16 protein-coding genes are annotated in these 22,294 nt (G+C 64.2%); 4 read left to right on the top strand and 12 right to left on the bottom strand.

Going from position 1 to position 22,294, the window contains the following annotated elements; genetic code table 11:
• Positions 1-11 precede the first annotated feature (11 nt).
• Entirely contained in the window at positions 12-1,430 is a 1,419-nt protein-coding gene (locus HNP49_RS01930; RefSeq protein ID WP_095941104.1) for an FAD-dependent oxidoreductase, read from the top strand.
• Positions 1,431-1,615: 185 nt separating this feature from the next.
• Positions 1,616-2,683 (top strand): uroporphyrinogen decarboxylase, encoded by a 1,068-nt coding sequence (gene hemE / locus HNP49_RS01925; RefSeq protein WP_184680146.1) that lies wholly within the window; start codon positions 1,616-1,618, stop codon positions 2,681-2,683.
• Between the two features lie 34 nt (positions 2,684-2,717).
• Here the strand turns inward: hemE and HNP49_RS01920 are convergent, their stop codons facing one another.
• Positions 2,718-3,221 carry a hypothetical protein gene (locus HNP49_RS01920; protein ID WP_221445031.1) on the bottom strand — a complete coding sequence of 168 codons (504 nt, stop codon included), beginning with the start codon at positions 3,219-3,221 and terminating at the stop codon, positions 2,718-2,720.
• Positions 3,222-3,448: 227 nt separating this feature from the next.
• Here HNP49_RS01920 and HNP49_RS01915 point away from each other — a divergent pair, with 227 nt between their 5' ends.
• Entirely contained in the window at positions 3,449-4,222 is a 774-nt protein-coding gene (locus HNP49_RS01915; protein ID WP_184680144.1) for a ParA family protein, read from the top strand.
• A gap of 53 nt (positions 4,223-4,275) precedes the next feature.
• On the opposite strand, the gene HNP49_RS01910 is transcribed toward HNP49_RS01915, so the two are convergent.
• The 10 genes from HNP49_RS01910 to HNP49_RS01865 all read right to left on the bottom strand — a co-directional run bounded on the left by HNP49_RS01910 (position 4,276) and on the right by HNP49_RS01865 (position 19,834).
• Positions 4,276-5,091, bottom strand: a complete 816-nt coding sequence (locus tag HNP49_RS01910) for a universal stress protein (protein WP_184680142.1) — start codon at positions 5,089-5,091, stop codon at positions 4,276-4,278.
• A 74-nt stretch (positions 5,092-5,165) separates the two neighbouring features.
• A complete protein-coding gene (locus HNP49_RS01905) occupies positions 5,166-8,417 on the bottom strand; it encodes a response regulator (RefSeq protein WP_184680140.1) in 3,252 nt (1,083 codons plus the stop codon).
• Positions 8,414-9,322 carry a transporter substrate-binding domain-containing protein gene (locus tag HNP49_RS01900; RefSeq protein WP_184680138.1) on the bottom strand — a complete coding sequence of 303 codons (909 nt, stop codon included), beginning with the start codon at positions 9,320-9,322 and terminating at the stop codon, positions 8,414-8,416. The genes HNP49_RS01905 and HNP49_RS01900 overlap by 4 nt, the downstream gene beginning before the upstream one ends.
• A 90-nt stretch (positions 9,323-9,412) precedes the next feature.
• Positions 9,413-9,859 (bottom strand): YiiD C-terminal domain-containing protein, encoded by a 447-nt coding sequence (locus HNP49_RS01895; protein WP_184680136.1) that lies wholly within the window; start codon positions 9,857-9,859, stop codon positions 9,413-9,415.
• A gap of 95 nt (positions 9,860-9,954) precedes the next feature.
• Positions 9,955-10,389 carry a thioredoxin TrxC gene (gene trxC, locus HNP49_RS01890; protein ID WP_184680134.1) on the bottom strand — a complete coding sequence of 145 codons (435 nt, stop codon included), beginning with the start codon at positions 10,387-10,389 and terminating at the stop codon, positions 9,955-9,957.
• A gap of 60 nt (positions 10,390-10,449) precedes the next feature.
• Positions 10,450-11,727: a bifunctional O-acetylhomoserine aminocarboxypropyltransferase/cysteine synthase gene (locus HNP49_RS01885; protein ID WP_184680132.1), complete on the bottom strand. Its 1,278-nt coding sequence runs from the start codon at positions 11,725-11,727 to the stop codon at positions 10,450-10,452.
• A gap of 209 nt (positions 11,728-11,936) precedes the next feature.
• Complete coding sequence (locus HNP49_RS01880; protein ID WP_184680130.1) at positions 11,937-12,914, bottom strand: sulfite exporter TauE/SafE family protein; 978 nt, start codon at positions 12,912-12,914, stop codon at positions 11,937-11,939.
• 131 nt (positions 12,915-13,045) lie between these two features.
• Entirely contained in the window at positions 13,046-14,506 is a 1,461-nt protein-coding gene (gene selO / locus HNP49_RS01875) for a protein adenylyltransferase SelO (protein ID WP_184680128.1), read from the bottom strand.
• Positions 14,507-14,563: 57 nt separating this feature from the next.
• Positions 14,564-17,899, bottom strand: a complete 3,336-nt coding sequence (gene mscK / locus HNP49_RS01870) for a mechanosensitive channel MscK (protein ID WP_184680125.1) — start codon at positions 17,897-17,899, stop codon at positions 14,564-14,566.
• Positions 17,900-18,088: 189 nt separating this feature from the next.
• Positions 18,089-19,834 (bottom strand): potassium/proton antiporter, encoded by a 1,746-nt coding sequence (locus HNP49_RS01865; RefSeq protein WP_184680122.1) that lies wholly within the window; start codon positions 19,832-19,834, stop codon positions 18,089-18,091.
• A 151-nt stretch (positions 19,835-19,985) separates the two neighbouring features.
• Between HNP49_RS01865 and HNP49_RS01860 the strand changes: the two genes are divergently transcribed.
• Positions 19,986-20,375 carry a hypothetical protein gene (locus HNP49_RS01860; RefSeq protein ID WP_184680120.1) on the top strand — a complete coding sequence of 130 codons (390 nt, stop codon included), beginning with the start codon at positions 19,986-19,988 and terminating at the stop codon, positions 20,373-20,375.
• Positions 20,376-20,448: 73 nt separating this feature from the next.
• On the opposite strand, the gene HNP49_RS01855 is transcribed toward HNP49_RS01860, so the two are convergent.
• A complete protein-coding gene (locus HNP49_RS01855; protein ID WP_184680118.1) occupies positions 20,449-22,266 on the bottom strand; it encodes an acyl-CoA dehydrogenase in 1,818 nt (605 codons plus the stop codon).
• Positions 22,267-22,294 lie beyond the last annotated feature (28 nt).

Genomic DNA, 22,294 nt, shown 5'->3' with positions numbered 1-22,294 from the left:
GAGGTTTTGAAATGACTGAACGTCTGAACAATGACTTCCAGTTCATCGAAGTCGGGCGCAAGGATCCGAAGAAGAAACTCTTGCGTCAGCGCAAGAAGGAATTCGTCGAGATCTATGACCTGTTCAAGCCGGCCCAGGCTTCCGAACAGGCTCACCGTTGCCTCGGCTGCGGTAACCCGTACTGCGAGTGGAAGTGCCCGGTGCACAACTTCATTCCGAACTGGCTGAAGCTGGTTTCGGAAGGCAACATCTTGGCGGCCGCCGAGCTTAGCCACCAGACCAACACCCTGCCGGAAGTGTGCGGCCGGGTGTGCCCGCAGGATCGTCTGTGCGAGGGTGCCTGCACCCTCAACGACGGTTTCGGCGCGGTGACCATTGGCTCGGTGGAGAAGTACATCACCGATACCGCCTTTGCCATGGGCTGGCGTCCGGACATGTCCAAGGTCAAGCCGACCGGCAAGCGTGTTGCCGTGATCGGTGCCGGCCCGGCCGGTCTGGGCTGTGCCGACATTCTGGTGCGCAACGGCGTGACCCCGGTGGTGTTCGACAAGAACCCGGAAATCGGTGGTCTGCTGACCTTCGGCATCCCCGAGTTCAAGCTGGAAAAGACCGTGCTCAGCCGCCGTCGTGAAGTCTTCACCGGCATGGGCGTGGAGTTCCGCCTGAACACCGAGATCGGCAAGGACATCAGCATGGATGACCTGCTCGCCGAGTTTGATGCCGTGTTCATGGGCATGGGCACCTACACCTACATGAAAGGTGGCTTCCCGGGCGAAGACCTACCGGGCGTGACCGATGCGCTGGACTTCCTGATTGCCAACGTCAACCGCAACCTCGGTTTCGAGAAGTCGCCCGCCGACTTCATCGACATGGCGGGCAAGAAGGTGGTCGTGCTGGGTGGTGGTGACACCGCGATGGACTGCAACCGCACCTCCATCCGCCAGGGCGCCAAGAGCGTGACCTGCGCCTACCGTCGTGACGAAGAGAACATGCCGGGTTCGCGCCGTGAGGTGAAGAATGCCAAGGAAGAGGGCGTGAAGTTCCTCTTCAACCGCCAGCCCATCGCCATCGTCGGCGAAGGCAAGGTGGAAGGCATCAAGGTGGTCGAGACCCGTCTCGGCGAGCCGGATGCCCGTGGCCGTCGCAGCCCTGAGCCGATTCCGGGCTCCGAGGAAATCATCCCGGCCGACGCCGTGCTGATCGCCTTCGGTTTCCGCCCAAGTCCGGCGCCGTGGTTCGAGCAGTTCCAGATCCAGACCGACAGCCAGGGCCGCGTCGTGGCCCCGGAGCAGGGCAAGTTCAAGCACCAGACCAGCAACCCGAAGATTTTCGCCGGTGGTGACATGGTGCGTGGCTCCGACCTGGTCGTTACGGCGATCTTCGAAGGCCGCAATGCCGCCGAAGGTATCCTCGATTACCTGGGCGTCTGAGCCTGATCTGCATCAACGCGATGGACAAAAGGCACGGCAATCGCCGTGCCTTTTGTTTTGCGCTCTGCGAAAATGCCCGGCATTACGCGCAGGTGCCCGTCCCCGGTAGGGGGCGCTGGAGTCCGCAGGGCTGCATACTCCGGTCGTGCCACTACGCCCCTCTTTGTTGAATCAGGAAACCGCCGATGTCCGCCCTGAAGAATGACCGCTTCCTCCGCGCCCTGCTCAAGCAGCCTGTCGATGTCACCCCGGTGTGGATGATGCGTCAGGCCGGCCGCTACCTGCCGGAGTACCGGGCTACCCGGGCCAAGGCCGGTGATTTCGTCAGCCTTATGAAGAACCCGGAGCTGGCCTGCGAGGTTACGATCCAGCCGCTGGATCGTTATTCCCAGATCGACGCGGCGATTCTCTTCTCCGACATCCTCACTGTGCCGGACGCCATGGGTCAGGGCCTGTACTTCGAGACCGGCGAGGGTCCACGTTTCAAGAAGGTGATCAGTAGCCTGGCCGATATCGAGGCGCTGCCGATTCCTGATCCGGAGAAAGACCTGGGCTATGTGATGGATGCCGTGCGCGCCATCCGTCGCGAGCTGAATGGCCGCGTGCCGTTGATCGGCTTCTCCGGCAGCCCGTGGACGCTGGCGACCTACATGGTCGAGGGCGGCTCATCCAAGGACTTCCGCAAGTCCAAGGCCATGCTCTACAACAACCCGCAGGCCATGCATGCGCTGCTGGACAAGCTGGCGCAGTCGGTCACCAGCTACCTCAACGGCCAGATCCGGGCCGGCGCCCAGGCGGTGCAGATTTTCGATTCCTGGGGCGGCAGCCTGTCGGCGGCGGCCTACCAGGAATTCTCCCTGGCCTACATGCAGAAGATCGTCGACGGCCTGATCCGCGAACACGACGGACGTCGCGTGCCGGTGATCCTGTTCACCAAGGGCGGCGGCCTGTGGCTGGAGTCCATGGCTGACAGCGGCGCCGAAGCGCTGGGTCTGGACTGGACCTGCGACATCGGCAGCGCCCGCGCCCGCGTCGGTAGCAAGGTCGCCCTGCAGGGCAACATGGACCCGAGCGTGCTGTACGCGACTCCGGCGGCCATCCGCGCCGAAGTGGGGCGTATCCTCGCCGCGTATGGTCCGGGCGAGGGCCATGTGTTCAACCTCGGGCACGGCATCACCCCGGAAGTCGACCCGGCCAATGCCGCCGCCTTCTTCGAGGCGGTGCACGAGTTGTCCGCGCAGTATCATCGTTAAGCAAGAAGCCCGTCTTTTGACGGGCTTCTTGCTTTCAGTTAACTCGGATCAGGTTTTCTCGCTGATGCGCCGGAAGCTGGTCGATGGTCAGCAGGGTGAGGTTCTCTCCGTGCTCGTTTTTAACCACCTGTTCTCCCAAATCGACACTGGTGCCTTCTGGCAGCTTGTACATAGCGCCGGTAATTGGGTCGACGATAAGCATCCCAATCAGGCCGCCGAACAGGATATTGCCCCAATACCAGCCGCTTAGGCTGGAGTCCACGGTCACTTCCTGAGGTGCATGGCCTTCTTTGCTGAAGGCAATGGTGTATTGGGCTCCACTGAAGTATCCATCGCCTGAGTCCAGAGTAACTGTCTGTGGTGTGGTTCCTGTGTGGACAACCTTGCCGCTGTTATTACGAACCTCGAAAGAGGCGCCGGCGGGACTGCTGTTGACAGCCACCGGATAGGTACTGTCGCCAACAATACTGGCGCAGCCGCTGAGTAGCAGCGCCGAAAGTGAGAGCGGTAGGCTGAGTTTGGTGATGTAACTACGCAAGATCTACTCCTTGTGTCTTTGCGTTAGAGCCCCTGGCCGTTTGGCCAATGTCGTATTGCACGGACGTACTGGGCGGCACCAGATTATCGTGATATCAAAGTGATGTCATTTCGCGTGGGCCGTTTGGACGTTAGAGATTTGAGGGTGCCCTTTCAGGCGCTAATGCGCTGTTTTCGGCTTCCTGCTTGCCCTAGAATCGTTGGCCTAACTAGTCAGGGAGGTGTGGCATGCGGCGAGTGGTGTTCAACCAGAAAGGCGGCGTGGGCAAATCCAGTATTGCCTGCAACCTGGCAGCGGTCAGCGCGGCCGAGGGCTATCGCACCCTGCTCATCGACCTGGATGCCCAGGCCAACTCCACCCACTATCTGACCGGTCTGACCGGCGATGACATCCCGGTCGGCATCGCCGATTTCTTCAAGCAGACTCTGGCCAGCGGGCCTTTCGCCAAGAAAGGCAAGGTCGACATCTACGAGACGCCGTTCGACAACCTGCACGTGGTCACCGCCACCGCCGAGCTGGCCGAGTTGCAGCCCAAGCTGGAGCAGAAGCACAAGATCAACAAGCTGCGCAAACTGCTGGAAGAGCTGGCTGAGGATTACGACCGAATTTATCTGGATACACCGCCGGCGCTGAACTTCTACACCGTTTCCGCGCTCATCGCCGCCGACCGCGTGCTGATCCCCTTTGACTGCGACAGCTTCTCGCGCCAGGCGCTGTATGGCCTGATGCAGGAAATCGAGGAGCTCAAGGAAGACCACAACGAGGACCTGGAGGTCGAGGGTATCGTGGTCAACCAGTTTCAGCCGCGCGCGGCGCTGCCACAGCAGCTGCTCGACGAACTGATTGCCGAGGGCCTGCCGGTGCTGCCGGTCAACCTGATGAGTTCGGTGAAGATGCGCGAGTCGCACCAAGCCTGCAAACCGCTGATCTTCCTCGATCCGCGGCACAAGCTGAGCCAGCAGTTTCTTGAACTGCACCAGTTGCTCGAATCCGGCGAGTAATTCGCTTTCACGAGCAATGCCCCTTATGAACAAGGCCCCTGACGGGGCCTTGTTCATTTCACCAGCAGCACATCGCAGGGCGGCTGACGCAGGTAGTGGATGGGCAGACTGCCCAGCAGCGCTTCACTCAGGCGGCTGCGGCTGTGCTGGCCGAGGGCGAGCAACTGTGGGCGTTCTTCGCGGATACGCTCGTCCAGGCTGCCGGCCAGAGTACCGGGGATGACTTCGACGCGCACCGGGGATTTTCGCGCCGGTAGCTGTTCGCATTCATCCTCGACCATGTGCTGCAGCAGGCCCTGCTGAATCTCCAGTTGCTCACTGGTCTGGCGAGCATCGCGGCGCCCGCTGCCATCGAAGATATTGATGCCCAGCAGCTCGGCCTCGGCGGGAAGCAGGCAGGCCGCACTGCGCAGGGCCTGGCAGCCACACAGGGATTGATCGAGAGCTACGATGGCGCGCTGGTAGGGCGCCACCTGCTCGCAGCGAGCGAGCAGCAGCGGCATGCCGCAATGACGGGCCAGGCGCTCTAGATTGGTACCGCTGAATAGCTCCGGGCGGCCCTTGTGGTGGCCGCCGACCACCAGCAGGTCCGCGCCGATATCGCTGGCGACCTCCAGGGTGACCTGCGCGGCCTGACCGCTGCGCAGCACGACATCCGCACGGCAGTGGCTATAGGTCGCCAGGCGTTCGCCGAGGACCTTTTCAGCGGCGGCCTGCAGTTCGGCCAGCGCTTTGGCATCCGGATGGCCCTCGACCACATGCAGCAGAGTCAGCCGGGCGTGATGCTGGTTGGCCAGCTGCGCGGCACGCTGCAGGGCAATGTCGCTTTCCAGGCTGAGGTCGTGGGCAATCAGGATGTGGCTGAACATGGTGCGTCCTCCAAAGTTGTCATTGCAGTATGCGAGCTTGTGGCGCGCGGATCTTGATCCATGGCAAGCGTGGTTCAGGCCTTGCCGGGCGGATGGTCGCGCAGCCAGTGCTGCAGGGCATCGAGCATGGCGTGGAATTCGCTATCCAGCTCGGCCAGCAGTGGCTCAACCCTATCTGGTTGCTGCTGGCGGATACTGTCCTCGATGCGCAGGCACAGGGCGGGCACGCCGACTGCGCCGAGCGTGGCAAGGCTGCCGCGCTGGGTGTGCAGCAGGCGGCTGGCTTCGTCGTGTTTCCCGTTGTGCCAGGCCTCGCGGATTTCTTCCAGCGGTTGCAGGCCGCGATCGATGACGCTGGCGATCAGCCCTGCCATAGTCTGGTGCACGTCGGGACTGGCGGCACACAGTCGCTGGAGGTTGTCGGCATTGAGGACCGCTGAGGGCTGAGCAATGGCGGCCGCCGCAGTGACGGGCGGTGAGGAACGGTGGGGCAGGTAGGGGCGCAGGCTCTTTAGCAGCAGATGCTGGTCGATCGGCTTGGCGATGAAGGCATTCATGCCGGCCGCCAGACATTGTTCACGCTCGCGCGGGCTTACCCCGGCCGTCATAGCCAGCACTGGCAGCTGCAGGCCAAGTTCGTCGCGAATCAGGCGGGTGGCGGTGAAGCCGTCCATGCCCGGCATCTGGATGTCCATCAGGACCAGATCGAACGGCGGATCCGCCTGGCGCAGGCACGCCAGAGCCTGCTGGCCGTCACTGGCGGTGCTGACCCGGGCGCCCATTTGTTCGAGGATTCCCTGGGCCACGATCTGATTGAGCGTGTTGTCCTCTACCAGTAGCAGGTGGGAGCCCTGCAACGGTTGCTGTTCCCGCAGCAGCTCGTCGGCTTGCCGTGACTGCGGGTGCTGCAGGGCTTCGAGCATGTGTCGCTGCAGGCTGCTGCGAGTTACCGGCTTGAGCAGCAGGCCAGCCACTGACGCCCCGGTATCGGTACTGGTCAGGTGTTCGCGGGCAAAAGCGTTGACCATCAGCAGGCACGGCGGCATGGCCTTGGGTGCATGTTCGCGCAGGCGCTCCAGTGTCTGCAGGCCACTCGCACCAGGCATTTGCCAGTCGATCAATAACAGTTGGTAGGGCTGTCCGGCGATCAGTGCCTGCTCGAACAGCGCCTCGGCGCCGGCGCAGGACTCGGCGCAATCGACACTGCAACGGTAGGCGCACAATTGCTGCCAGATGATCTGCCGGCTGCGTGGATGGTCCTCCACCAGCAGCACCCGCAGGCCAGCCAGTGCGGCGATTTCCGGCAGTGTCGTCACGCTGGTTTGCAGGGGCTGCTTGAGGGGTAAATCGAACCAGAACTGGCTGCCCTGGTTCGTGGCGCTATGCAGGCCGATCTCGCCACCCATCAGTTGTACCAGGCGCTTGCTGATGGCAAGACCCAGGCCGCTGCCGCCGGAGGGGCTCGTGCGCATGGGCTCGCTGGACTCCAGGGCTTCAAACAGGCTGGCCTGTTGCTGCGCGCCAATGCCGATGCCGGTGTCGCGGACGCGAAAGTGCAGCAGGCTGCGGCTGCCTTGCTGGCGCACGCCAATGCTCAGCTCGACCTCGCCGTGGGGAGTGAACTTGATGGCATTACCGGTGAGGTTGGCGAGGATCTGCTCCAGCCGATTGCGATCGGCGAGCAAGCGCCTGGGGACTTGCGGCTCGACTTGGATCAGCAGCTCAAGGTCGCGCTCACCGGCCTGCAGGGTCATCAGGGAGGCCATGTGGCTGACCAGCTCGTCCAGCTCGAACTCGCAGGGGCTGAGCTGCAGGCGACCGGCTTCGATCTTGGCGAAGTCGAGAATGTCGTTGATCACGGACAGCAGCGATTTGCCGGCATCGTGCAGCATGTCCAGGTATTTGCGCTGGGTGCTGTTGAGCTCGGTGCGTTCGAGCAACTGGGCGATGCCCAGCACGCCATTCATCGGCGTGCGGATTTCGTGGCTCATGTTGGCGAGGAACTCGCTCTTGGTGCGATTGGCCTTCTCGGCAACGATGCGCAACTGGTTGAGCTTGTGCTGCGCTTCGACTTTGTCGCTGATGTCGTCGACCTGCACAATCAACTCATCGGCATCGTCCTGGCGGGGCAGGCGCGACACTGTGACATGGGCCCAAAACGGCTGGCCGTGGCTGTTGAGGAAACGCTTGTCGAGGGCATAGAAGTCGCACTTGCCGGCTAGCAACTCATCCAGACGCTCGCGTGACAGGTTGCGGTCATCCGGGTGGCTGAGGTCAAGATGGTGGGTACCCAGCAGATCTTCACGGCGGTAGCCGAACAGCTGGCAGAGGCGCTGATTGGCTTCGGTGATCAGACCGTCACTGCTGGCCAGGGCCACGCCGGTACCGGCGAAGGCCAGTGCCCCCCGGAAGCGCTGCTCGCTGATGCGGAAATCCAGTTCGCGCTGGCGGGCCTGCTGCAGGCTGGCGGACAGCAGTAGAGGCGGCATCAGCACGGCGAGAATCGGCAGGTAGAGCAGCATGGCCTGCCAGCTGGCGGTCAGTGGCGGCGGAATGAACAGCCCCAGCGAGAGCATGCCGCTGACCAGTATGGCCAGGCAGGCGTTGAACAGTGCGACGTTGGCAAAGCTCAGATAGAAGGTGGCAAGCAGCAGCGGCGCGCCGAGGTAGACAAAGGGGAAGGGCAGGTACAGCAGAGCCAGAATGCTCAGGCTCAGGCAGCTCATCAGCAGCGTCGGGGTCAGCATCGGATGGAAATCGCCGAGCAGGCGCGCCAGGCCCTGCTGGCGCCAGATCAGCATCAGCGGCAGTAGGGCCACCGAGCCAGTGCAGGAGCTGGCGAACCAGATCAGCCACAGGTCGACATAGTGGCCCAGCTGCAGTTGGCTGAGGCCAAAGGCGCCCAGGCTGGCGCTGAGCAGTACCGGCCAGACGGCACCGTTGCCGAGTGTGCGCAGCAGGGCGCGCGGGTTGTCCTGCAACTGCCGGGTGGCAGTCGTGGCACGTTGCAGCAGGCAGGCCGCCAGGCTGACTTCGAGCAGATTGACGCCGGTAAAGAACAGGCTGACCGCCAGCGGGTCGCCGAACAGCAGCTCGGCGGCAAGGTTGCCCAGCGCCATGCACGGCAGCAGCACCAGCCAATGGTGACGGGGGTGGCTGAACAGCACGGCACTGGCCAGCGCATTGGCCAGCCAGATGCTGGCGACGCCAGGCCCTTGGCGGCTGAGATAGAGCGACAGCAGGGCCAGCCCGAGATAGCTGAGCGCCAGCAGCAGGCAGGTGCCCAGGTGCAGGCTCGGTGCGCTGGCGGTACGTGGCGTGTTCATGAGGCAGCCCTGTGCCGCTGCCAGGCATAGCTGGCCAGCAGAATGACTGCGAGCAACAGCATGAGCAGCGCGGCCCCCTGTAGCAGTTGGCCGCCGGGAGCGTGTGGCGGTTTGGCCAGTGGCTGCAGCCATGGAGCCAGCAGCGCTTCGCGCTCCTGCAGGCTGAGTGAGCGCAGGCCGGTGTCGAGGATACTGCCCAGCTCTGGCCAGTCCTTGCGGTAGGCCAGGCTCAGGGGATAGTCGAAGCCGATGCGTGTACCGATCTGCAGGGCGCTGGGATTGAATTGCGGCAGCAGGTAGCTGGCGCTGCCGAGGTCGAGCACCACCGCTTCGACCTGGCGATTGAGCAGCGCCTGGATGCCCTCGCGGTCACCGGGCAGGGCTTGCCAGAGCACTTGCGGGTAGTGCTGGCGGACGAAACCTTCGACGGCGTAGCCCTGGCCGACGGCAACCTTCTGCCCTTGCAGCTCGTTCAGGGTCAGGTTGTTGCGCTGGTCGCGGCGCAGCAGCAGGACGGTCGGGACCTGCACGTAGGCGGCGGTGAAGGCAAGGTACTCGGCCCGTTCCGGGGTAGGGCGCAGTGAGGTCAACAGGTCGATCTTGCCTGCGCGGACGTCGGTCAGCAGCTGATCCAGCGGCGCGGCTGGAGCCCGTTGCAGCGGCAGATTCAGGCGTTGCTGCAGGAGCATCAGCAGGTCATGGGAGAGGCCGCGTGGTTGCTGCTGCGCGTCGAGGTAGATGAATGGCTGATAGTCGCGCTCTGCGGCCCAGACGATCTGCGGGTGCTGGCGCAGCCAGGCCTGCTGTTCGGCGTTCAGCGTCAACCCCGCCGCCAGCAGCGAGGGCGTAGCGAGTAGCAGAAGCAGCGCCCACCACGGCTGCCTGGGGTTGCGCGAGCGGAACATGTCCTGATGTCCTCCAGCGTGCCGGGTGAGCGCGGCGGAATCTGCCGACGGCATGCTGTCTCAACAGGTTAGCTGCTTTGCCCCGGCTGGCTAGGCGCGCCGACGCAGCTGATAGATTGCCTCGCTCTCGGCCACCACGCTGCCATCGGCGGCGGTCAGTTGCAGGTGCAGCGGGTAGTCGGCCTTGCCGTGCTCGCTGGCCAGGGCCTGCAGGCGCTCGATGTCTGTGCTGCTCATGCGGGCCTCGACCCGGATATCACCAATGGCCGGGCGAAGGAAGCGCAGGTTCAGGCTCTTGACGATGGGGTAGTAGTGCTCGGCATCGAAGCTGGTGAGAAACAGCGCGCCGCCGGGGATTTCCGCCAGGGTGAAAAGGGCGCCGGCATACATGCTGCCGATGTGATTTTCATTGCCCGCCAGCGGCATGCACAGGCGCACATGGCCGGGTTCCAGAACCTCGGCCTTGAGGCCCGAGCGTTTGACGAAGGCGATCTGCTCTTCGGTAAGGCGGCGTACCAGCTCGGTGGGCAGGGGCATGGCGGGACTCCGTTCTTGTCGTTGTCCGGCCAGCCTAAGGGTGGGTCATGTCGTTGGGAATGACCCGGGTGATCGCACGAGGCTGACTGAAACGCTCACACCCCCTGTTGGCGCAGCCAGCCGAGCAGTTGCGGCAACGGCAGTGCGCCGCTCTGGCGCGCCACTTCCACGCCGCCCTTGAGCAGTATCAGCGTCGGGATCGAGCGGATGCCCATTTCGGCGGACAGCTGTGGATTGGCCTCGCTGTCCAGTTTGGCCAGGCGGCAGCGCCCCTGCAGCTGGCCGGCGGCCTGCTCGAAGATCGGCGCAAAGCTGCGGCACGGACCGCACCAGCTGGCCCATACATCGATCAGCAGCGGCAGGTCGCCTCTGTTCTGCGCGTCGAAGCTGGCCTGGGTGAGTTCGAAGGGCTTGCCGGGCAGCACTTCGGCCTTGCAGCGGCCGCATCTAGGCTTATCGGCCAAGCGGTCGGCAGGAATGCGGTTGAGGCCATGGCAGGCCGGGCAGGGGATCAGCAGTGGGTCGCTCATAAGCGCCTCCGGTCGGGAATGACTCCAATCTGGAGGCGCTTATGGCGATATCAAGGGTGATCAGCCCTTGGAGGCTTCGAGCGCCTGGCTCAGGTCGGCGAGGATGTCGTCGCTGTGCTCGATGCCGATCGACAGGCGGATCATGTCGCGCGGCACACCGGCCTTGGCCAATTCCTCGTCGTTGAGCTGGCGGTGGGTGGTCGAGGCCGGGTGGCAGGCCAGCGACTTGGCGTCGCCGATGTTGACCAGACGTACCACCAGTTTCAGGGCGTCGATGAAACGCGCGCCGGCTTCCTGACCGCCGACAATGCCGAAGGAGAGAATGCCTGCTGGCTGGCCGCTGCAGAAGCGTTGCGCCAGGGCGTGCTCGGGATGATCCGGCAGACCGGCGTATTTCACCCAGGCCACCTGCGGGTGGTTCTGCAGGAACTGCGCGACCTTCAGCGCATTCTCGCAGTGGCGCTCCATGCGCAGTGCCAGGGTCTCCAGGCCCTGCAGGATGAGGAAAGCGTTGAACGGCGAGATCGCCGCGCCCATGTTGCGCAGCGGCACCACGCGGCAGCGGCCGATGAACGCCGCCGGGCCGAAGGCTTCGGTGTAGGTGACGCCGTGGTAGGACACGTCCGGGGTGTTGAGCAGGGGGAAGCGTGCCTTGTGCTGCGCCCAGGGGAACTGCCCGGAGTCGACCACGATGCCGCCGATGCTGGTGCCGTGGCCGCCCATGTACTTGGTCAGCGAGTGCACCACGATGTCGGCGCCATGCTCAAAGGGGCGGCAGAGAATCGGCGTGGCCACGGTGTTGTCGACGATCAGCGGCACGCCATGGCGGTGCGCGGCGTCGGCCAAAGCCTTGAGGTCGATGATGTTGCCGGCCGGGTTGCCGATGGACTCGCAGAACACGGCCTTGGTCTTGTCGTCGATCAGTGCTTCGAGGGCGGCGATGTCGTCATGCGCGGCGAAGCGCACTTCGATGCCCTGGCGCGGCAGGGTGTGGGCGAACAGGTTGTAGGTGCCGCCGTACAGCTTGGCCACCGAGACGATGTTGTCGCCGACCTCGGCGATGGTCTGGATGGCGTAGGTGATGGCCGCCATGCCCGAGGCCACGGCCAGCGCGCCGACGCCACCTTCCAGCGCCGCCACGCGCTTTTCCAGCACGTCGGTGGTGGGGTTCATGATGCGCGTGTAGATGTTGCCGGCCACCTTCAGGTCAAACAGGTCGGCGCCATGCTGGGTGTCGTCGAAGGCGTAGGAGGTGGTCTGGTAGATCGGCACCGCCACCGCCTTGGTAGTCGGGTCGGGGCTGTAGCCGGCGTGGATGGCCAGGGTTTCCAGTTTCATGCGCGCATTCCTTGAGGCAGAAGAAAGGCCGCAGCATGGAAAAAGCTGAATAAGTGGTCAATGCGCCAGAGCAATAAAAAGACGGATGTTCTAGATCTTTTGGCTAGGTGCATAGAACCCTGGCGCCTGCGGTTCGGTCGCCAGAAAGCGCCGCGGCCCCTGCGCTGACGATCAGGGCAGGGGCCGTGGGTGGGCGCTGTTCGTCGTGATCAGGCCAGGGCTTTGTAGATGTTGTAGGCGCTTATGAAGGTGATCAGGCAGCCGACGATGGTCAGCAGCGTTCTGGCCGGCAGCTTCTTGCACAGCAGGGCGGCGAAGGGTGCGGCGAACAGGCCACCAAACACCAGGCCGGCCACCATCATCCAGGTGCTCGGCTCGCCGGCCAGCAGAATGAAGGAGGTGGCGCTGGCGATGGTCAGGAAGAACTCGGCGAAGTTCACCGAGCCAATCGTGGTGCGCGGATCGCTGCCGGAGCCCAGCAGGCTGCTGGTGACTACCGGGCCCCAGCCGCCGCCACCGGCGGCATCGACGAAGCCACCGAACAGGGCCAGTTTGGCCACGTGCTTGGGCTCCTTGCGCTGCTTCACATGGTGGTAGGCCTTGCTCAGGATGTACAGCCCCATCAGCAGCAGGTACGCGGAGATGAAGGGCTTCATCACCGCGCCATCGAACTGGGTGATCAGCACGGCGCCCAGTACGGCGCCGATGATGCCGGGTAGCAGCAGACGCAGGAACAGTGACTTGTTGACGTTGCCCAGTTTGACGTGGGAGATGCCCGACAGTCCGGTGGTGAACACCTCGGCAATGTGCACGCTGGCGCTGGCCGCCGCTGGGCTCGCGCCGGCTGACAGCAGGAAGGTCGTGGCGGTGATGCCGTAGGCCATGCCCAGTGCCCCGTCGATGACCTGGGCGAAGAAACCCACGGCCACGGCACTCCAGAAGCTCGGACTGTTCAGGGTGTTCTCGATGATCTCCAGGCCGCTCTCACCACCGTTGTCACCGAAGAACAAGCGCCAAGCCAGCGTCCCCAGCAGGGAAATCAGCAACATGACGGCCAGCCACATGGCTGCCCGCAGGATGGGGTGATTGCCGGGGTGGCTGACGTAATCCTCAACAGGGGGCAGGCCCAATGCTTCGTGTTCGGCATTGACGGGGCTGGCGCTGAGGTCGAGATCGCGGATTTTCATGGGGTGGTGCGCCTGACAGAGGGTGGTGGAACAGGCTGGTTGTGTCGGGCGCCACGATAAGTGGCTTTTCTTAGAAGGTCTAAGACTGTTTTGCCATTTTTATATGCGATCAGGTTATTTGAATTGCGGGTTCACGATGAGCAGCTGATCTCCAGGTGCTTACCCCATTCCGGCGGACGCTGGGCATAGCGCTCGAAGCCGGGCTGCTCGTCGAACGGCCGACTGAGCACGGCGTGCAGTTCTCGCACGGGGCCGTAGTCCCCCTGTTCCGCGGCGCTGATGGCTTCCTGGGCCAGGTAGTTGCGCAGCAGGTATTTGGGGTTGACCGCGTGCATGCGCGTCTGGCGTTCGGCCTGACTGCCGCCCTCGGCGCTGACGCGGGCGCAGTACTCGGCTGCCCAGGCATCGAAGCCGGCCAGGTCGACGAAGTCCTCGCGCAGGGCGCGCACGGCATTGTCGGCGGTTGTCTCGCCAAGGCGGCGGAAGAACCGGCTGTAGTCGATGGCGCTGCCCTGCATCAGCTGCAGCAGGCGCTCGACCAGCGCTTCATCGCCCTCGTCGGCCTGGGTGAGACCGAGGCGGCGGCGCATCAGGTCGAGGTAATGCGCCTGGTACAGCGGTAGAAACAGGCCCAGGGTCTCGCGCAGCGTCTCCACCGGCACCAGAGGCGTCAGCGCCTGGGCCAGGGCGCCGAGGTTCCAGTGGGCGATCGGTACCTGGTTGCTGAAGCGATAGCGGCCGCTGTCGTCGGAGTGATTGCAGATGTGCTGGGCGTCGAAATCGTCGAGGAAGGCGTAGGGGCCAAAGTCGAAGGTGATGCCGAGGATCGACATGTTGTCGCTGTTCATCACGCCGTGGCAGAAACCGTAGGCCTGCCAGTAGGCAATCAGCTCGGCATTGCGCTCGACCACCTGGCGGAAGAAGGCGGCATAGGCCTGCGCCTGGTCGCGGCAGGCCGGGAAGTGACAGGCGAGTACGTGCTCGCCCAGTTCGCGCAGACGCTCATGCTGCTGGGTGTAATAGAAGTATTCGAAGTGGCCGAAGCGCACATGGCTGGGTGCCAGACGCAGCAGCATGGCGGCCGTTTCCTGGCGTTCACGCCACACCGGTGTGCTGGAGCCGGTGACGCACAGCGCCCGTGACGTAGGAATGCCCAGTGCGTGTAGGTATTCGCTGGCCAGGAACTCGCGGATCGAGCTGCGCAGCACGGCCCGGCCATCGCCCATGCGCGAATAGGGAGTTTCCCCGGCACCTTTGAGGTGCAGGTCCCAGTACTCGCCACGGCGGTTGACCACCTCGCCCAGCAACAGGCCGCGGCCGTCGCCTAGGCGCGGGTTGTACTGGCCGAACTGGTGGCCTGAATAGACCATGGCGCGCGGCTCGGCACTGCTCCACAGCTTGTGCCCGGCAAACAGCTGGGCGAACACCGGGCTGTCGGTCTCGCTCGGGTCGAGGTCGAGCAGGGCCATGGCGGAAGGGCTGGCGATGACCAGGCGCGGGTCGGCAATCGGCTCGGGCATGACCTGGGTCGAGAAGGCATCGCCGAGGCGGGCGAAGCGATTGTCGAAAACGAGTTCGCTGAGGCTGGGCACTGGCAGGCTCCGGTTCAATTCCGAGTATTTTCATCGGAATTGAGCCGGGGCGTCCAGTCAGGCCGGATCGGCTGCGGGGGGCGGTGTCTTGTTGTCCGCAGCCCCGGCGGCGGCTGCCTTGATCAGTTCCTTGTGCTCCAGAACCTGATCGTTCTCCAGGTTCTTGACGTAGACGTCCACCTGGCGGAAGGCGATGTTGATGCCGGCGGCCGTGAACTCGCGGTCGATCACCCGGTTGATCTCGTCGATGGCCATGTTGCGGTCGGCCAGCTCGTTGACGTGGATGCGCAGCTCGTGGTCCAGCGTGCTTTCCCCAAAATTGAGGAAGTACACCAGCGGCGCCGGGTCCTTGAGTACCCGTGGGTTGTTGCCGGCGGCCTGCAGCAGCAGCTTGCGTACCAGATCGAGGTCGGAGCCGTAGGCCACGCCGAGCTTGATGGTGACGCGGGTGACGGTGTCCGACAGCGACCAGTTGACCAACTGGCTGGTGATGAAGGTCTTGTTCGGAACGATGATTTCCTTGCGGTCGAAGTCGGTGATGGTGGTGGCGCGGATGCGAATCCGGCTGACCGTGCCGGACAGGTTGCCGATGGTCACGGTGTCGCCGATACGCACCGGGCGTTCGAACAGGATGATCAGGCCGGAAATGAAGTTGGCGAAGATTTCCTGCATACCGAAACCGATGCCCAGCGACAGGGCGGCGACGAGCCACTGCAGCTTGTCCCAGCTGACCCCGAGTACCGACAGCGTGCTGACGAAACCAAAGCCGTAGATGGCGTAGGACAGCAGGGTGGTGGTGGCATAGGCGCTGCCCTGGGCCAGGGACAGGCGCGAGAGCACCAGTACCTCAAGCAGGCCAGGCAGGTTGCTGGCCAGGGCGATGGTCAGGCCGACCATGACCAGGGCGACGATCAGATCCCCCAGGCTCAGCGGCACCATGGTGACGGCATCGCCGGTGCCACTGCTGTATTCGTAGAGGGTGATGTGATCGAGGTAGGTGATCACCGAAATCAGGTCGGCCCACACCCAGTACAGGGCGACGCCGAATACACCGAACAGGGCCAGGCGGGTCAGGCGCAGCGACTGCTGGTTGATCTGCTCGATGGCCAGGGTCGGGGTCTCCACCACTTCACCGCCCTCGGCGCCCTCCTTGGGTTGGCTCTGGCGCTTGGCCAGGGCCCGGTTGTAGGCCAGACGCCGTGCCGCCACCGACAGGCCGCGAACGAAGGTGGCCTCGACCATCACCCACACCACCAGCAGGTAGAGGGTATCGATCAGACGGTCGGTGAGTTTCAGTGCGGTGTAGTAGTAGCCCATGCCGATGGCCACGATCAGCATCAGCGGCAGCAGGGTGAAGGCCAGGCCGAGCAGCAGGCGCAGCGGCGAGGCATGCTCGCGGGCCGGGCCACCGAACAGCAGGCGTGCCAGCACCAGGGTCATCAGCGCGTAACCGAGCAGGACGATGCACAGGCCCAGGCTGTCCTTGGCCAGGCTGTCAGGCTGGTGCTCAGCCACAGTGACCACGGCAATCAGCGGAATCACCAGCAGGCCAAGGCGGCGGATCTGGGTATAGACGAAGTTGGTGGCGTCCTGCGGCCAGTGGAAGTGGCGCTCGGCCACGCCATGCGGCTTGAGGATGCGGAAACAGGTGTACAGCACCAGCCAGGCCAGGGCCATTTCCGCCAGAGCTTCACCCAGGTAGGCGTTCTGCCCCTGGCCGTCGATCTGCAGGGCAAAGCCGGCGAGCAGCAGGAACAGTGAGCCCGGAAGGGCCAGCAACAGGTTGAACAGCATCGCCAGCGGCGTGTGACGCTGGCTGTCGCGCTTGTAGTGGCCGATGTCCTGATCCAGCGCTTCCAGGCGGTGCTTCAGGTCGTTGCGCCGCCAGAGCAGGACGGCGATCACCAGCAGCACCGGGAAGAAAATCCACGGCTTGGCGCCCAGGCCCTTGATCAGGTCCTTGGTCACCACGCCCCATGGCAGGCTGGCGACCTGTTCGCTCAGGCGCTGCGGCAGCTGCTTGAGCCAGGCCAGGTCCAGCGGGCGGTTGCTGGGAATCCAGAACATCTGCTCGTCGAGGATGGTGCGCAGGCTCTGGCTGGTGGTCTGCAGCTGTTTCTGGTTGAGCTGCAGGTTGATCGATTCGTTGAGCAGGGCGTTGAGGTTGTGGCTCAGACGCTCATACAGGTCGGCGCGTAGCTTGAGCATGTCCTCCAGCGAGGCGCGGATTTCAGGGCTGCTCTCGCTGTTGCCGCTGAGCAACTGATCGAGGTACTGCGTGGGGTTGCTCAGTTCGTCGCGACGCTGATTGAGCTCGAACTGATACAGGCGGATATCGGCGATTTCATCGGCCAGGTTGCCATCGGCCTTGACGGTCGGCAGCGCCTGCTTCTGCTGGTAGAGGATGCGCGACAGCAGCAGGCTGCCGCGCAGCACGTTGATCTGTTCTTCCAGGGCCTGTTCGGTCTGGCTCAGGCTGTCCAGCTGCTGACGGGTCTGCAGGTTCTTCTGGGTCAGCTCGTTGAGGCGTTCGGTGGTGCGCAGCAGGTGGTCGGAGAGCTTGAGGTTCTCCGCGCTCTGCTGGCTGAGCAGGTTGTCGCTGCCGGCCTGCTGGTTTTCCTTGGCCAGCTCGGCCACGGTCTTTTCCGACTCGGCGCGGCGCTTGTCATTGATCAGTGACTGCAGAGCCTGGTTCTCCTGCTCCAGACGGCTGATCTTCAGGGTCAAAAGGTCGCGCTGGCCGGTGCTCAGGTCCTGCAGCAGGCTGTTGCTCTGCAGTTCCTGGCGCAGCAGCTGGCTTTGCGCATCAAGCGCGGCCAGCTCGGCATACAGCTTCTGCCTGGCCTCGCGCTTGAGTGGCGGAATGCTGTCCTTGGCGTTCTTCAGCTGAGTATTGATGGCCTGCGCGCGTAACTGGTTGGCGCTGATGTTGGCCTGGGCGCGCTCCGGGCGGGTCTGGGCGTTGAGCGCCAGGCTGCTGGCTTCGCTGAGGTCTTTCTGCCAGAGCATCAACTGGGTGGTGCGCTCAGCCTGCAGCTGCTCCAATTGCGGCACCCGCAGGTTGGCATAGCGCTTGGTGATATCCACGGGCTCGCTGGCCTTGATTCGTGCCAGTTCCTGCTGAGTGGCGCTGATCTGGCGGGGAGCGTCGGCGAGCTTGCGCTTGAGGCTGGCCAGCTGGCTCAGGTGGCTGTCGCGGTTCTCCAGCAGGTTCAGGGTGCTCTGCAGAATCTCGCCCGTGGCTTTCTGTTCCGCTTCGCTGAGCTTGCGATCGGCCAGGCCGTCGAGCTGCTGTTGTACCTCGCTGGCGCTGGGCGGCTCCTGAGCGGCGGCGGGCAGGCACAGGCAGAGGCTGAGAAGGGTGGTGGCGAGCAGGCGAAGGGAGACAGGCATGATGTGCTTCGGATGGCCGTGAAAGTGGCAGAGTTTAAAAAGAATGTGTGTCACGCGGGGCATTATTTCCGCGAACGCTTCCATCAGTGATGGCAATTGCGAATGCCTTCAAAGGTGGCAGCTGGATAAGCGAATGCCGCTATAGCAGCGCCGACCGGAATGAGTCTGACCGGCATCCGCGGAAAAAGTTTAAAAACCGAGCATCGGCCCCGGCTTGGCGCCCTGTGGGAAGCGTACGCCGACCTTGCGCACACGGTGGTCTTCGATCTGCGCCACGGTCCAGGTCAGGCCATTCCATTCCACCTGGTCGCCGACCACCGGCGCGCCGCCAATTTCGTGGGTCATGAAGCGCGCCAGATTCTGCGTGCCATCCACCTCGCCGAGCTTGAGGCCGTAGAGCGCCGCCACGTCGGCCAGGCGCGCCTCGCCTTCGAGGATGAAATCACCGAAGAAGCGCAGGTCCTGGCCGCGCTTGGGCGCCTGGCTAAACAGTTTGCCGAGGGCCGGCAGGTCGTGTTCGTGGCCGAGCACGCAGAGAATGTCGCCGGCGTCCAGGGTGGTGCTACCGGACGGGTGCAGCAGTTCGCGGCCGCGGAACAGCGCGGCGACGCGGGTGCCCTCGGGCATCTTCAGCTCGCGCAGCGGCGCGCCGATGCACCATTTTTCCGCGCCCAGGCGGTAGATGAACAGCTCCCACTGGCTGGTCGGGTGCACCTCCAGGCCGGCGCGGGAGAACGGCGCCGGGTCCGGTGGCACGGTGACCCGCAGCCATTTGGCCGCCAGCGGCAGGCTGGTGCCCTGCAGCAGCAGGGAGACCAGCACGATGAAGAAGGCGACGTTGAAGAACAGCTGGGCATGTTCCAGACCGGCCATCAGCGGGAACACGGCCAGAATGATCGGCACCGCGCCGCGCAGCCCTACCCAAGCGATGAAGGCTTTCTCGCGGTCATGGAAGGCGCGGAAGGGCAGCAGGCCGAGGAACACCGAGAGTGGCCGGGCGATCAGGATCATCCACAGCGCCAGGCCGAGGGCCGGCAGGGCGATAGGCAGCAGCTCGTGAGGCGTGACCAGCAGGCCGAGGACCAGGAACATGCCGATCTGCGCCAGCCAGGTCAGGCCGTCGAGCATGTGCAGGATGCCGTGGCGCGAACGGATCGGCCGGTTGCCCAGCAGCAGACCGGCCAGGTAGATGGCAAGGATGCCACTGCCGCCGACGGCGTTGGTACTGGCGAAGATGATCAGGCCGCCGCTTACGGTTAGCAGCGGATAGAGGCCACCGGCCAGGCTCATGCGGTTGATCAGCTGCAGCAGCAGCCAGCCGCCACCGAGGCCGAAGGCAGCGCCGATGGAGAAGTCGCGCAGCAGGTGCAAGGCGAGCGTCCAGTCCAGTGCATGGCCGTGACTGCCGAGTACGCCGATCAGGGTGACGGTGAGGAACACGGCCATCGGATCGTTGCTGCCGGACTCGATCTCCAGGGTAGCGCTGACCCGTTCGTTGAGGCCGCGCCCACCAAGCAGGGAGAACACCGCTGCGGCGTCGGTGGAGCCGACGATGGCGCCGATCAGCAGGCCTTCCATCCAGTTCAGGTTGAACAGCCAGGCCGCGGCAATGCCGGTCAGACCAGCGGTGACCAGCACGCCGATCGTCGCCAGTGACAGTGAAGGCCAGAGCGCCACGCGGAAACTCGACACGCGGGTACGCATGCCGCCGTCGAGCAGGATGATGGCCAGTGCCAGGTTGCCGACCAGGTAGGCGGTGGAGTAGTCGTCAAAAATGATGCCGCCCAGGCCGTCTTCGCCGGCGAGCATGCCGACGGCCAGAAATACCACCAGAATCGGGATGCCGAAGCGCGAGCCGAAGGCGCTGACCAGAATGCTCATGGCCACCAGCGCAGCGCCGATCAGAAACAGGCTGTTGATGCTGCTGGCGTCCACTCGCGTCTCCCCGTGCGTGGTGTTGTGGCTCGGCGTGACAGCCGCTTTGGCCCGATTCTAACCTTTCGTCGCCCGGCATGGCCGGGAAATCTGCAAGGAATGCACCGGGGCTAGACTCGACTGCACACCCCATGAACAGGAGAAGACGATCATGAACGGTTCGCGAGGATTGGCCCTGGCACTGCTGCTGTTCAGTGGTTCGCTCTGGGCTGAGTCGCAGGCGACGCTCGAGCAGCAGTGGCAGGCGCACATCGACCAGATGCGCGAGTTGCACCAGCAGTGGATGGCCGGAAAGACGCCGGAAGAACGGCAGAAACTGATGCAGCAGCACCAGCAGAGCATGGGCCAGGGCATGCAAGCCATGGGTGGCTGCCCGATGGGTATGACACACGGTATGGGGCAGGGCATGGGCATGCAGCAGGGCGCCGGCATGGGCGCCGCGCAGAGTGTCGAGCAGATCGATCAGCGCATTGCCCACATGGAGCAGATGATTGAGCAGCTGCGTGCGCAGCGCGAGATGCTGGAGCAGGCCAAACCCTGAAAAAAATGCCCCGCAAAGCGGGGCACAAGTGCCCGCCGGCCAGAACCAGGACACGGCGGGTAGTGAGAGCGGTTTAGAACCAGGCGTCCTGCATGCCGAGGCAGGTGTCGTCGCGGGCTTCGAGAATCGCCAGTTCGTGGTGGCAGCTCGGCACTTCCCAGGTCAGGAAGTAGCGGGCGGCCTGCAGCTTGCCCTGGTAGAAGTCGGCGTCGGCGGCGTTGCCCGCGCCCTTATGAATCAGCGCCAGGCCTTCCTCGGCGCGAATGGCCTGTTCCAGCCAGCGCCAGCCGATTACGGCATGGCCGAAGGCCTTGAGGTACAGCGCCGAGTTGGCCAGGCCCTGGTTGACCTTGCCGGCCATCAGGTCGCCGAGTAGGGCCAGGGTGACGGCTCCCAGCCGCTTGACCAGTTGCTCCAGCGGCTGGCGCAGGGCGTTCAGCGAACTGAAGGTTTCTGCGCGCTGGCAGGTGCCCTGAATCAGCGCCATCAGCTGCTTGAGCGCGGCGCCGCCATTCATCGACACCTTGCGCCCGAGCAGGTCGAGCGACTGGATGCCGTGGGTGCCTTCGTGGATCGGGTTGAGGCGGTTGTCGCGGTAGTACTGCTCCACCGGGTACTCGCGGGTGTAGCCGTGACCGCCGAGGATCTGGATGGCCAGCTCGTTGGCCTTCAGGCAGAACTCCGACGGCCAGGATTTGACGATCGGCGTGAGCAGGTCGAGCAGCTCCAGGGCGGTCTTGCGCTCGGCCTCGCTCGGCAGCGTTTCGGTATCGTCGAACAGGCGTGCGGCGTACAGACCGAGATCGAAGGCACCTTCGACGTAGGCCTTCTGGGCCAGCAGCATGCGGCGCACATCGGCGTGCTCGACGATGGAAATCTGCGGGCTGGTAGCGTCCTTGCCATCGGCATGACGGCCCTGCGGGCGGTTGCGGGCGTACTCCAGCGAATAGAGATAGCCGGCGTAGCCAAGCATGGTCGCGCCCATGCCGACGCCGATGCGCGCCTCGTTCATCATCTGGAACATGTAGGAAAGGCCGTGGTGCGGCTTGCCCACCAGATAGCCGACGCAATCGTCGTTATCACCGAAGTTCAGCGCGGTGGACGTGGTGCCGCGCCAGCCCATCTTGTGGAACAGACCGGCCAGCAGGGCATCGTTGCGCTTGCCCAGGCTGCCGTCTTCGTTGACCAGGAACTTCGGCACGATGAACAGGCTGATGCCCTTCACCCCGGGCGGCGCGTCCGGCAGCTTGGCCAGCACCATGTGCACGATGTTCTCCGAGATCGGCTGGTCGCCGCCGGAGATGAAGATCTTGTTGCCCTTGATCCGGTAGCTGCCATCGGCGTGCGGCTCGGCCTTGGTGCGGATGTCCGACAGCGAGGAACCCGCGTGCGGCTCGGTCAGAGCCATGGTGCCGAAGAAGCGACCGTCGATGATCGGCTGCAGGTATTTACGCTTCTGCTCGTCATTGCCGAAGGCTTCGATCAGGTTGGCCACGCCCATGGTCAGCATCGAGTAGGAGCTGGTGGCGATGTTGGCCGACTGGAAGTGGGCGAAGCAGGCCTGCGACAGCAGGTTGGGCAGCTGCATGCCGCCGTGCTCGAAGTCGCGGGTGGCGTTGAGGAAGCCCGCCTCGTGGAAGGCACGCAGGGCCGGCTCGACTTCCGGAATCAGCACCGCCGCGCCGTCCACGTACTGTGGTTCGTGCTCGTCGTTCTTGCGGTTGTGCGGGGCGAACAGCTCCTCGGCAATGCCGCGGGCGGTGGCGATGGCGGCGTCGAAGGTTTCGCGGTTGTGCTCGGCGAAACGTTCGCGCTGGGTCAGGGCTTGAGCATCCAGCACTTCGTAGAGTTCGAAGGCGAGGTTGCGGGAGCTGAGCAGGGTCTCGGACATGATCGGGCCTCCAGGTTGTCGCGGCAGT

Source organism: Pseudomonas fluvialis (genome assembly GCF_014207935.1).
GTDB lineage: Bacteria > Pseudomonadota > Gammaproteobacteria > Pseudomonadales > Pseudomonadaceae > Aquipseudomonas > Aquipseudomonas fluvialis_A.
This window is presented reverse-complemented; position numbering and strand designations above follow the sequence as displayed.